10 protein-coding genes are annotated in these 11694 nt (G+C 41.3%); 2 read left to right on the top strand and 8 right to left on the bottom strand.

Annotated features, from left to right (window positions below):
• Positions 1-37: 37 nt before the first annotated feature.
• Both NLP_RS34470 and NLP_RS35425 read left to right on the top strand, forming a co-directional pair.
• Positions 38-205, top strand: coding sequence for a hypothetical protein (locus tag NLP_RS34470; protein ID WP_199784910.1), 168 nt, complete (start codon positions 38-40; stop codon positions 203-205).
• A gap of 161 nt (positions 206-366) precedes the next feature.
• Positions 367-1971, top strand: coding sequence for a hypothetical protein (locus tag NLP_RS35425; protein WP_234017418.1), 1605 nt, complete (start codon positions 367-369; stop codon positions 1969-1971).
• A 303-nt stretch (positions 1972-2274) separates the two neighbouring features.
• Here NLP_RS35425 and NLP_RS32570 read toward each other — a convergent pair whose 3' ends face one another.
• From NLP_RS32570 to NLP_RS32535, 8 genes are all read right to left on the bottom strand, one after another.
• Positions 2275-3189: an S-4TM family putative pore-forming effector gene (locus NLP_RS32570; RefSeq protein ID WP_104910322.1), complete on the bottom strand. Its 915-nt coding sequence runs from the start codon at positions 3187-3189 to the stop codon at positions 2275-2277.
• Between the two features lie 6 nt (positions 3190-3195).
• Positions 3196-4071, bottom strand: coding sequence for a CBASS oligonucleotide cyclase (locus tag NLP_RS32565; RefSeq protein WP_104910321.1), 876 nt, complete (start codon positions 4069-4071; stop codon positions 3196-3198).
• Positions 4072-4299: 228 nt separating this feature from the next.
• On the bottom strand, positions 4300-4710 hold the full coding sequence (locus NLP_RS32560) for a hypothetical protein (protein ID WP_104910320.1): 411 nt from the start codon (positions 4708-4710) through the stop codon (positions 4300-4302).
• A 320-nt stretch (positions 4711-5030) separates the two neighbouring features.
• The gene (gene hsdR, locus NLP_RS32555) at positions 5031-7373 is read right to left on the bottom strand and encodes an EcoAI/FtnUII family type I restriction enzme subunit R (RefSeq protein WP_104910319.1); all 2343 of its coding nucleotides are present in this window, start codon (positions 7371-7373) and stop codon (positions 5031-5033) included.
• A gap of 77 nt (positions 7374-7450) precedes the next feature.
• Positions 7451-8485, bottom strand: coding sequence for a PDDEXK nuclease domain-containing protein (locus tag NLP_RS32550; protein WP_104910318.1), 1035 nt, complete (start codon positions 8483-8485; stop codon positions 7451-7453).
• Positions 8482-9702 (bottom strand): restriction endonuclease subunit S, encoded by a 1221-nt coding sequence (locus tag NLP_RS32545; protein WP_104910317.1) that lies wholly within the window; start codon positions 9700-9702, stop codon positions 8482-8484. Before NLP_RS32545 ends, NLP_RS32550 begins: the two co-directional genes overlap by 4 nt.
• The gene (locus NLP_RS32540) at positions 9699-11213 is read right to left on the bottom strand and encodes a class I SAM-dependent DNA methyltransferase (RefSeq protein WP_104910316.1); all 1515 of its coding nucleotides are present in this window, start codon (positions 11211-11213) and stop codon (positions 9699-9701) included. The genes NLP_RS32545 and NLP_RS32540 overlap by 4 nt, the downstream gene beginning before the upstream one ends.
• Positions 11214-11458: 245 nt before the next feature.
• Positions 11459-11692, bottom strand: coding sequence for a hypothetical protein (locus NLP_RS32535; protein WP_104910315.1), 234 nt, complete (start codon positions 11690-11692; stop codon positions 11459-11461).
• Between the last annotated feature and the right edge of the window lie 2 nt (positions 11693-11694).

The raw sequence follows: 11694 nt of genomic DNA, 5'->3' as shown, positions 1-11694 counted from the left end.
AGCAGTTTTACATCAGTCTTAAGGAGGTGATAAAGATATGGCAAAGAATACAGGTAACGGTTATCGTCGTGGTGCTGTGGACAAACGCAGCCAAACTTACAACCCTGTGACCGAACAATGGGTAAAGCGTAATGCTGAAACCGGACAGTTTATGGACGTAAAGCAGAATGGTGAACCTTTTAAGGGTGTTCGTAAGGAAGACTAATACTAAATTGCGTCCAGTGTGGAGACTGAACGCAACTCGGTAATGGTATTAGTTTTGGTCTATTGGAGGGGTGGTGTTACGCTCGTAGCCCACTCCTTCAGTTTCCTCTATTATGTTCGTCTTCGGCTTCAAAATCCAGAGCATCACCATTTACAAAAAAAATGGTCAGTAAATCTAACACAAAAGCAGAAAGCCAAAAGTCCAAGGCTCGTACTGCCACTAATTCAAAAAAAACTGAGCGTACAAAAAAAACAGTCATTGAACCCAAGATACAGGAAGCTAATAATGCTAAGTCCACTTCTCCAAGAGCTAGATCCAAACAGACCGACGATCCTGCTCTTAAGACACAAGCAACTAAAAAGGTGAAGAGTCCAAACGGAAAAGCCAATTCAACGACAGTCAAGCCAACTAAACAAGCAAACAGTAAGACAAAGGTACAGCCAACTAAAAAAGCTAAGGTTGCTGCTGGTAAATCTAGCTCAACAAAAAATAAACGCACTCAAAAAGTAGTCAGTCAGATTGACAGAAAACCGACTGAACAGCCTAATTTTTCTACTGCAAAAGCTAGCTCAACTGGAGCTAAAAGTGTCAGTAAAACCAAGGTACAACGAATCCAAAAAGCTAAAACTTCCACTGCGAAAGCTAGACTTAATGAGAAACCAACTAGCTGTGAAAATAAATTTCCTAGCGAACATAAAGTTGATAGAAAGTTAGGACGTAAGCCTAAGATTGACCTAAAAGCTAGTACAGTAAAAGCTGCATTTAAGAAGTTTCAATCCCAGATCGTTGACTTAAAACCGTCAACCACAGATAAAGGACGTGCAAGCCGTGACTACTTGTTTGAGCAAGTTAAAAAACTAGTCAATAATCACTCGGATTTCCCACCACTTAAGGGTAACTATATTCCGTTTGGCTCATTTGCTAGAAAGACAAAAATTCGCCCCTTAGATGATATCGATATCTTGCTCTTGCTAAACGGAAAGGGAATTAATGTCGAGATTTCTTATCAACAGAAAGCATCCGGCTATGGAGTCAACATGACAGCAGTTTGTCGGGTAAAAATTACAGATGCTCGTTCTCCTCTTCAAGCATTTGCAGATAATAAGGGGTATGTCAACTCAATCAAGATTTTGAATCGGATAAAGCATCATCTTGCCTATGTGACTAACTATCAGAAAGCTGACAAAAATAGACGAATGCAGGCAGTGACTCTAAATCTCAAGTCTCATCCCTGGAAATTTGATATCGTACCAGCAATTCCTATCTACGATTATCGCGATAAGGTAACTCATTTCTTAATTCCAGATGGATATGGCAACTGGATTAGAACTAATCCAAAAATTGACGCTCAAAGCATTACATCAGTAAACACTCAGCATCAAGGCGAACTTTTGCCCGTTCTGCGATTACTGAAATATTGGAACGAAAGGAAACATAAACCTAGTCTATGGTCTTACTACTTTGAGACACTCGTAGTTCAGACTTTTCAGTATGCCCCCAAAATAACTAGCTATTCAGCAGCACTTGAATACTTCTTCCAGTGTTGCAGTTCCTCCATAATGAGTAACTGTCCCGATCCAAAGAGACTTGGTGAAGCATTAGATGCAAATGTTAGCTGGGACACCAAGCAAAAAATTATCAAAGCCCTTAGAAATGCTGCAAACCACGCAAGTCATGCAATAATAGCTGAATCTAAAAATGACCAGAAGACGGCTATTTATTGGTGGAAAAAAGTTTTCGGGTCGGAGTTCCCAGATTATGGCTAACAGCAGCAATCAGGTAAAGCACAATCCGCGAGCGCCCTGTCAGGTTTACTTCACTTTAGCGGGTCTTGTCCACTTTTGGTGAATCGGGGCTATAACACTAGGGAAATTCCAGATTTTTTAGGGCATCGGGATATTAAACATACTGAAAAATGTACCAAGCTGAATGCTCAACGTTTTCTGAATTTTGATTGGGGGGATTTGTGACATCTGGGTGTGTACGTGTTCCCTTTGTTCTAAAAATTAACCTTATAAGCCACCATCAACCCCTTTATTACATTAGGTTTATAAAAATTTAACTTGGCTTTATTTGGTAGAGTTTAAAGCTTGTAAAGCTTCCTGAACTAACTCCTCAGCACCTTTATTCATTGCTTCTTCTTGACTGTTACGTAATAGTTTATATATCCAATTGAAAATCATTGGATTATTGCACCTATTTTCATAAATTCCATCTTGAACTTCCCTTATTTCTCTTTCAAGTTTGTCGGAAGAGATTGTTTGATTAATGGCTTGTTCAAAAAGGGTTAAAATAAATTCTTTTAATCTTTCTAGTTGCTCAATCGCTTCATTTTGTTGCCTATACTCACGAACAGCCCATAAAATAGCAGGAGAAAGAGGTGCAAGGCTAGCTAAAATAAACTTATCTAAAGTTCTAATTATTGAAATACCAATTATAAAATCTGTAACGATGATTGAGCAAATAATTGTTATAATCCAAACTAAATATGTTTTTCTTAAACTTAAATCCCACCAAGAATTTGACCTTTGACATATTATTATTGCAATTGATAGCGGAACATTTTCGACTATTGGGGGATACCAACTCTCAATAGATTTTGAATTTTTATCTTTAAAACTTTTAGCTAGTCTAGTAATAGATTCAGCATCTGGTCGATTACCAACCTTGATAAAATTCCACTCTAAATGAAAAATATCACAATCAAATAATTCTTGAATTTTGGCAGCTTGTTGTCTTAAATACTTTTGAAAATTATCAATAATTGCTGCATCTAAAATAGAAACACAAATTCCATAGAATGCTGCCCAAACATCAAAATTAGGGATAAAAATAACTAAGAAAGAAAATAATATTGTTATGGGAACTGCTAATATGAATTGAACTAACAGCCAAGATTTAGCTTGAGAATATAGTACACTAGATGCTGCTATACGATTAATCTGACGTTGAGTATTCTGTTCTTTTTTTATAAGATTAAGCATATAAATTTATGATATACCATATGTAGGGAAGTAATTATCGAATATAATACGCCATTGTTTGTAGGCCTCTTCTATCTTGCCATACTCTGCTAATATCTCTGCTTGTCTAGCTGCTGTATATGCAGTCTCAAATTTATTAACTACATGATCTATTTGATTTTGTTTATTTAAGTAGGCTGCAATATTTCCTCCATACCCAGCAGGATCAATAACTGGAAGTTTTACTCTTTCTCTTGCTTTATCAAAAATATATCTTACTCCTGAGGGGAAATCTGAAATTTGAACATTATTAAGAATTTGAATAACAAGATTTTCTAGATGGAAAGAGTTTAATAATCGACCATGCTTTTTATTCCAGCCTTTAATCATCTTGATCAAAGGTACAAGTTTATAATTATGAGATGTATTTGCTGCACTCCAAATTTCGATATGTTTTTTTGGATCTGTAGAAATCCATTCTACTAATACTGAATTCGGAATAAGGTATCCGCCTCCTTGACGGCAGAATGCTGGTACAACATCTACCTGGAATTCACTAAAATTAATAGTAACAGCCTGACCATTTCTACTAATTTTAGGTGTATTAGGATAAGTTTTTTTAAGAATAAATTTTACTTTATCTAATAAATAAGATGGACTATTAATATTAGAATAATATTGGGGATGCAAGACAACAAAAATATCTATATCTGCATCAGATAATGGAGCAATCATTGTACTTCTTTTATATGAACCAGTTAAAAAAGAATTGAGTACAATTATTTCTTTTTCAACTGCTTCTCTCACATTGTTTTGCCTTGTAGATACTGTAGTCTCTTGCAAATAAGTAATTTCAAGATTTTCTCTTAACTTATTAAATCCTTGTGAAATTGTTTTTGGCATTGTATTTTATTCTATTAAACTTAGTTAACAAATTAAGGAACCAGTACGAAAAAACCGTGTTAATCCAAAATTGTCTCTAAGAAAGCTTTCTATGGAAGCAAGATGGCTTTGAGTTCCTTGAAATTCAGAAAATGAAGAAGAAAGCTCTAGTAGAAAATCTCTAAAACCATTATCAATTGTTCTCAATCTTTTCACTTTTAATGGACTAGATTTTTCCTCCATTCTGTGTTAATACTCGTCTTCATCTGTATCTAAGCTATCGTCAATTTTTACCCCGAAAGGTAGGCTATCAAAGCCTAAGTTTTCTAGAGTTAAAATAGAGTCTTCAACTGATAAATTGTTGATTGTCTCTTGATTGACTATGGATGTAAGTAAGTTATAAACTCCCTTGTACTGACTGGCATTATAGTCAATCCATCGGTTTTGAAATGCAAGTGCATCATGGAGCGCCATTACCACTTCTGTATAGGGGTCAAAAGGTAATTTATCGCGCATGAACCGCATAGTACGCAGTAGGTTATCTGCATAGACTGCTGCTACTGGTTCTCCAGAGTAAGAGGAGAGTTTTTGCAAATCTACTAAGAGAGTTTTGGTGATTTCTACTCCTGAAACTTCTAAGACAGTCTGCTCAATATTCATTGTTTCTCTTCGATAGTAACTTGAGTTGAGTCGGAGCTAATTGACACTTTATGGGGTAGATTTATGAGATGAAACGCTCCTTCTTTGCGTCCTGTACTAAAGAAGGGCAGCAATACCTCAGTCTAAAAGTTTAGTCTAGTTTCCAGTCTATACAAAAAATAGTCTGCCAAGATCCAGCAAACTGCTAAACCCCCATGAATAAGTCGGGTATAGACGGATTAAGTAATACTTGCATCTGGGCTTGGTGTGTCGAACATGGTGTTTCGTCAAAACCTTCAAGCGATCGCTATCAAACCTTGTAAAAACAGTTAACTGCCCAATTAAGCTGCCATGTCCTGTGAATACAAATACTGCTGAAACCCGATAAACACTTCACTGATATTCGCAACGCTCCCTAGTTCTTCAACAGCATCACGAACAGCATGATATTTTAACTCTAACAGTTGAGGTAATTTAGTGCGATCAAGTTCCCCCACCCCTGCCTTGATGTATTGCTCCAGTACAAAGTCGAGAAATTCTTGCTGTTTGCCGATATAGCGCGAGAAGATTAAGGACTTGTGAGCAAGGACGCGCTCTCGGCGGCTTATGGGTGCAGAGGCATAGGCGATATAAGCCAGCACATCATACAAATCGCTTTTCTCGGCATCGATCAGGCGACTAATCTCCGTGAGTTGTTCCTCCCCGTAGCCCTTCTCTGCCAGTCCTTCCAATAAAGCTCTGCGGGTGTCGGGGCGGCTCCAAATTATCCGTAGCTCGTCTTCATCTTTGAATAGTTCGGGAATTTCACCAAAGAGACGTTCCACAAATTCAGAGGCGTTCATGGGTTTACCATCTGGACTCCAGAAGCTGGTAGACATCCGGTGCTGAAGGGTGCGTTCTTTGCCGTCAGCGAGTTTGATTTTGATGGTTTTGGGGCGGGGAACTTCTGTACTTTCGTTTCTATTCTTGCCTCTATCTGTTGTGGAGACATTGTGTTTATCTGATTCCTCCCTGCCTCTGGTAATTTTGACGAGAACAGGTTCTTGGGGTTCGCCATCCCATTCAGGATCGTTGAAATGTTCGTAAGCTTTAACGAAATCGTAGATGGTGAAGTAGTCTTTACCATCAAATAGTCGCGTACCGCGACCGATGATTTGTTTAAATTCGATCATAGAATTGATGGGGCGCATCAATACGATATTACGAACGTTTCGGGCATCAACCCCAGTGGAAAGCTTTTGGGAGGTGGTGAGAATCGTGGGGATAGTTTTCTCATTGTCTTGGAAAGTGCTGAGGTGCTGCTCTCCCAGTTTTCCATCATCGGCGGTGACGCGAACACAGTAATTAGGTTCACTGCTAATCTTCATTTGGTTGATTAAATCCCGCACCGCTAGGGCGTGGGGTTGGTTGGCGCAAAACACCAGAGTTTTTTGATTCTGGTCAATTTCTTCCATGAACAGTTGCACTCGGTAACGTTCGCGCTCGGCAATTTCAATGATGTGGTTGAAGTCAGTTTCAGTGTAGGTTCTGGCTTCGTCTACTGCACCTTCTATAAGTTCATCTTCGGTGCTGTAAATATATTCATCTAGAGTAGTTTCGATTTGCCTGACTTTAAAGGGAGTAAGAAATCCGTCGTTGATGCCGTCTTTGAGGGCATAGGTATAGACTGGCTCACCAAAGTAGGCGTAGGTGTCTGCGTTGTTGGCACGTTTGGGGGTGGCGGTGAGTCCAAGTTGTACTGCTGGTGAGAAGTATTCCAAAATGCCCCGCCAGGTGCTTTCGTCACTGGCTCCACCTCGGTGACATTCATCAATGATGATGAAGTCAAAGAAGTCGGGGGGATAGTCGCTGAATTTTGGTGTAGGATTGCCAGCGTCGTCCCGTCCGGTCATAAAAGTCTGGAAAATGGTAAAAAAGATACTGCCATTTTTGGGGACTCGACCCCGTTTTTTGATAGCTTCGGGGTCGATGCGGACGAGGGCATCGTCGGGGAAGGCAGAGAAAGAGTTATAGGCTTGGTTGGCTAAGATATTGCGATCTGCTAGAAACAAAATTCGCGGGCGACGGGTGGGTTGTCGGCTGAGGCTCCAACGACTTTGAAAGAGTTTCCAGGCGAGTTGGAAGGCGATGAAGGTTTTACCTGTGCCAGTTGCCATTGTTAACAAAATCCGGTCTTTTCCTTGGCAGATCGCTTCTAGGACGTGCTTAATGGCATTATGTTGATAATAACGGGCTTCCCATGTGCCGCTTTTATCTTCAAAGGGTATGGCAGCAAAGCAATCTCGCCATTCGTTGGCTTCGCTGAAGGTAACATCCCACAGTTCGTCGGGGGTAGGGTATTGGTTGACGTAGCCTTCTGCACCTGTGTGCATATCTACTTGATAAAGTCCGATGCCATTTGTGGAGTAGGCGAACCGCGTCTGCAATTTTTCGGCGTATTTTTTGGCTTGTCCTAAGCCTTCGGTATCGGGCAATCCGCGTTTTTTGGCTTCGATGACTGCAAGTTTTTCACCGCGATAGACGAGAACATAATCGGCGATGTCTGATTGGGCGCGTTTACCATTGCCAACTAAGCGACCAGGGGCGATAACTTCGCGGCGGATGCGACTGCCTTCGGTGATGCCCCAGCCGGCGGCTTTGAGTGCGGGGTCGATTAGTTCAGCGCGGGTTTCGGCTTCGTTCATTTTTATAGTTGACAGTGGGCAATTGACAGTTGACAGTTACTGAGATTGCCTTCTTGTCAATTGTCCACTGTCCATTATTAACTGTCCACTATTCTCCGACGGGCAGTGGCGATCGCTTCTTGCAGTTTAGCTTGTAACAACTCTTTAGGTGGTAATACGGTGAGATATTCGGCGACATGGATGCCGCTTTTATCTAGCTCTAGCAATTCGATTTGCTCTTGTTTTTTACCTGCACATAAGATGATTCCCAGTGGTGGCTGTTCATCAGGCTCTTGCTCGTATTTGGCCAGCCAGCGCAGGTAAAGTTCCATTTGGCCTTTGTATTCGGGACGGAAGTTACCGAGTTTGAGGTCGATGGCGACGAGGCGTTTGAGTTTGCGGTTATAAAATAGCAGGTCGATATAAAAGTCGTCGTTGTCGATTTGTAGGCGTTTTTGACGGGCGACAAAAGTAAAGCCTGCACCAAGTTCTAGTAAGAATTTTTCGATTTCCCGCAGGATGGCATCTTCAAGGTCTTTTTCGAGATAGCGATCGCTTAAATCCAGAAAATCTAAAATATAGGGGTCTTTTAGCAACAGATCAGGTGATAGTTGTTGATCTTGGCGCAATTGCTCTAGATCGTGGCGAATGGTTTCTTCTGGTTTGCGGGATAGGGCAGTGCGCTCGAATAGCATGGAGTTGATGCGTTCTTGCAGTTGACGGGATGACCAACCCTCTAAACAGCAAATTTCGATGTAAAAGTCGCGTTTTAGAGGTTCATCAATATACATTAGAGTTTTGATATGCGTCCAACTCAATTCTCTCCGCAGTGTGGAGACAATCTGCTCATCAGCAAAGGTTCCCGCAAAATGTAGACAATGCCGTAGTTGTTTTTCGCTCCAGCCTTTACCATAAGTTTGGGTTAGCTGCTGGGATAAAGAAACAATAATTTGTTTGCCATATTCGGCGCGTTGATTTTGTAGGATTTCGGTTTGGATGCGTTTACCAACTTGCCAATATAACAGGGTAATTTCTGCATTGATGGCAACGGCGGCGCGTTGTTTAGCGGCATCAATAAACTGTCTGATTTCCTGAAATAGGCGATCGCTCGGTTGAGGCAGGTCATTGCTCATGCGGCAATTCCCTCTTTAGCGGCTTTTGTTGTCTGGTTAGCGGTGTCTGCGGTGAGTTCGCCAGTGAAGGCTTTTTGCAGGATGGATTGTTTGAGTTCGTTGAGGGCGGCGATTTTTTGGCGATAGATGGTTTCGAGGCTAGAAACTTTTTCTGATATAATATCAAGTTCAGCAACAATTATTTCCTGTTTTTCTTTAGGTATTTTGGGAACAGAGAAGCGTCGGAGTCCGCTCAGAGAAACTGTTTTTTGTGCAGTACCCGTAGCACATTCATCAGCTTGATTCAAAAGATAACGTGATAAAAATATGTAATACAAACATTTTGAATTGGTTTCATCGTTTGGTCTTATCAAGCCAATATGTCGCTGAAAGCAAAAATTCATATCATGATCAACGAGAACTGGAATTCCATACGAACCAGTAACTGTGTAGAGCAAGTCACCTTTACGCGGTTTTCGATTGCTCTTTAGTTTTTCAAAATATTCAGGTGAAACCTTAAATGTATTAGAGAAATCAACTTTCCGATTCTGTTTATCTATGTTCGATATTGTAATAAATGGAATACCAGATTGTGATTTAGGCGGAGGTTGATGATCTCCATCAGTAATATCAGTCGTTATCTCAGACAGACTAACCCATTCCCACCCATCGCCTTTCTGGGTGAATATGGCGTTTAGATAGCTTTCAAACAGTTCGCGGGCGTTGGCGAGGTTCTTTTCGGCGTTTGCGATCGCTCTATCAATCCCCTCAAATGCCTCATCCAAAATCGCCACAATCTGCTTTTGTTCGGGGAGTGGTGGATAAAAAAACTTGATACTCTCAATCTGATTTTTATTTATAGACGCAAATACAGCACCTTCGTTACCTCTTATTTCATCTTGCTTGAATAGTAAACCATAGAAAAGAAAGTAACGATCAATCTTAGTTCCTGCTTTTATAGCCGCCAATCCTCTTCCAATACAAATCTTTTCAGTAGCGAAGTTAATTGGCCCAACTGGCGCACGAACGGACATTAGTATGTCACCCAACTCTGCCTCTTTAGTAGTTTTTCGAGTCCACGTTTGAGGCTTTCCTATAAACTTTTGACCAAACTCTTTTTTGCCTTGATAAAAGGGAAGACCTATACCCTCTTGATTGTAATATTCTCCTGCTGGTGACTGTCCTGCAATAACCTCACACAAATCACCAATAGTAGAATCTATCCAATGTTCTCTCACAACATCCCCCCAATACCAGCTAAAATCTCTGCACTCTCTGCATCCAAAGCAGCAATTTCATCCAAAATTTCCTGCGGTTCTCGTAACAGCGATTCCTCAGCCTTATTCGGATTCTTCACCGACAAATCGAACGTCTCCCGATCTACATCAGCAATATCCACCAGCCAAGATTTTTCTGTTTCTGCAAACCTAGCTTGTAACTCCACAAACTCGCGCAAGTCCTCATCATTCAGAGAATTGGTTTTACCCATATTCCGCCCCGGAACGAGTTGATAATACCAAATTTTCTGAGTAGCCATTCCCTGAGTTAAAGGTTTTCCCTGAGCAAATAAAGGCGTTCCCTGAACGGAGTCGAAAGGCTTTCCTTTATCAAAAAATAGCACCACCGTTTTTACCCCCGCCCCGATAAAAGTCCCACTGGGACAATCCAAAATCGTGTGCAGATTGCAACTACTCAAAAGTTCTTGGCGCAAAGCCCGCGAAGCATTATCCGAATTTGACAGGAAGGTATTTTTGATTACCACCGCCGCCCTACCGCCCATCTTCAGAATTTTGATGAAATGTTGCAAAAACAGAAACGCCGTTTCCCCAGTCTTAATCGGGAAATTCTGCTGTACTTCCTTACGTTCCTTCCCCCCAAATGGCGGATTAGCTAAAATCACATCAAAGCGATTCTTGTCTTGAATATCGCTGATATTTTCCGTGAGCGTATTAGTGTGGATAATGTTCGGCGCATCGATGCCGTGCAAAATCATATTCATGATCGCAATCACATAAGCTAGACTCTTCTTCTCCTTACCTGTAAAAGTGGCTGTCTGAAGTTGCTCAAGCTGTTTCGTGGTGAGATTACCCTGACGCAAATAGTCGTAACTCTCACACAAAAACCCCGCCGAACCACAAGCGCCATCATAAATGCGATCGCCAATTTGCGGTTTCACCACCTGAATCATGGCGCGAATCAACGGACGCGGCGTGTAATACTCCCCCCCATTGCGCCCCGCATTCCCCATATTTTTGATTTTGGCTTCATAGAGATGGGAAAGCTCATGTTTCTCCTGCTGCGATCGAAACCGTAGCTCATCAATATATTCCAGCGCATCCCGCAAGCTGTAGCCACTTTGAAACCTATTCTTAATTTCGCTAAAAATCTCACCAATTTTGTACTCGATCGTATCTGGGCTGGTAGCCCGCAGCTTAAATCCCTGGAGATAGGGGAATAGCTGACGGTTCACGTAATCAATCAAATCGTCCCCAATCAGCGCATGATCGTGATCCACCGTGCCATCCGCCTTCTTGGGAGCCGCCCAAGCCGACCACCGATGCGCTTCATCAATGATAAAATTATATGACTTACCCGCTAACTCCGCTTCCAGTGCCCGTTCTTGCTCCAAATCGTCCAGATACTTCAGAAACAGCAGCCAAGAGGTTTGCTCTGTGTAATCTAACTCTGTAGTACAACCCGCCTCTTTCCAGAGAACGTCATCAATATTTTTAAAGGTTTGCTCGAACATTTAGCTTTGCTGTGAGATTTTTAATATTACTGGCTTGGCTCATATCTTGCACCTACGGCGTGAAATGAGCAGTGGTGCAGAAAGTTATGCTAAACCTCCATTGCCCTGTGAAACCGATTCAGCCTAGTTTCTGACACTAATGCTTTGTCAGTATATCTTGTGTTGAAAACTATGAAATCAGAAATCGCTAAAAGAAGAAAGCAAGAAATCGTCTTTTCGTCATTTAGCGAAAGAACGAATCTTTACTAGCCATGATTATCTGTCCAGTATTTGAAGATCCGTTGCAATAGCTCGACTTGGGTACAACCGTAGGTAGCAGCCGCAATCTTAAAATCCTTTTTGAACTCGGCAGGTACTTTAAAATTCAGGTTGGAAATTTCACCTGGATCGGGCTTCTCTAAGTTATCTTTTGTTTCCTTAATGCTAGGGGGTTCACCTTTGCTTGGTTTGCGAGGTGGTGGAGGTGGTTTAGTTGACATAA

This window comes from Nostoc sp. 'Lobaria pulmonaria (5183) cyanobiont', assembly GCF_002949795.1.
In the GTDB taxonomy this organism is placed as follows: domain Bacteria; phylum Cyanobacteriota; class Cyanobacteriia; order Cyanobacteriales; family Nostocaceae; genus Nostoc.
Note: the sequence above shows the minus strand (reverse complement) of the source record. Positions and strands in the feature narration are given on the sequence as shown.

Excerpts from the sequence above, each read along its gene's own strand:
- NLP_RS34470 (WP_199784910.1), top strand. The coding sequence starts at position 38 with ATGGCAAAGAATACAGGTAACGGTTATCGTCGTGGTGCTGTGGACAAA.
- NLP_RS35425 (WP_234017418.1), top strand. The coding sequence starts at position 367 with ATGGTCAGTAAATCTAACACAAAAGCAGAAAGCCAAAAGTCCAAGGCT.
- NLP_RS32570 (WP_104910322.1), bottom strand. The coding sequence starts at position 3,189 with ATGCTTAATCTTATAAAAAAAGAACAGAATACTCAACGTCAGATTAAT.
- NLP_RS32565 (WP_104910321.1), bottom strand. The coding sequence starts at position 4,071 with ATGCCAAAAACAATTTCACAAGGATTTAATAAGTTAAGAGAAAATCTT.
- NLP_RS32560 (WP_104910320.1), bottom strand. The coding sequence starts at position 4,710 with ATGAATATTGAGCAGACTGTCTTAGAAGTTTCAGGAGTAGAAATCACC.
- hsdR (WP_104910319.1), bottom strand. The coding sequence starts at position 7,373 with ATGAACGAAGCCGAAACCCGCGCTGAACTAATCGACCCCGCACTCAAA.
- NLP_RS32550 (WP_104910318.1), bottom strand. The coding sequence starts at position 8,485 with ATGAGCAATGACCTGCCTCAACCGAGCGATCGCCTATTTCAGGAAATC.
- NLP_RS32540 (WP_104910316.1), bottom strand. The coding sequence starts at position 11,213 with ATGTTCGAGCAAACCTTTAAAAATATTGATGACGTTCTCTGGAAAGAG.
- NLP_RS32535 (WP_104910315.1), bottom strand. The coding sequence starts at position 11,692 with ATGTCAACTAAACCACCTCCACCACCTCGCAAACCAAGCAAAGGTGAA.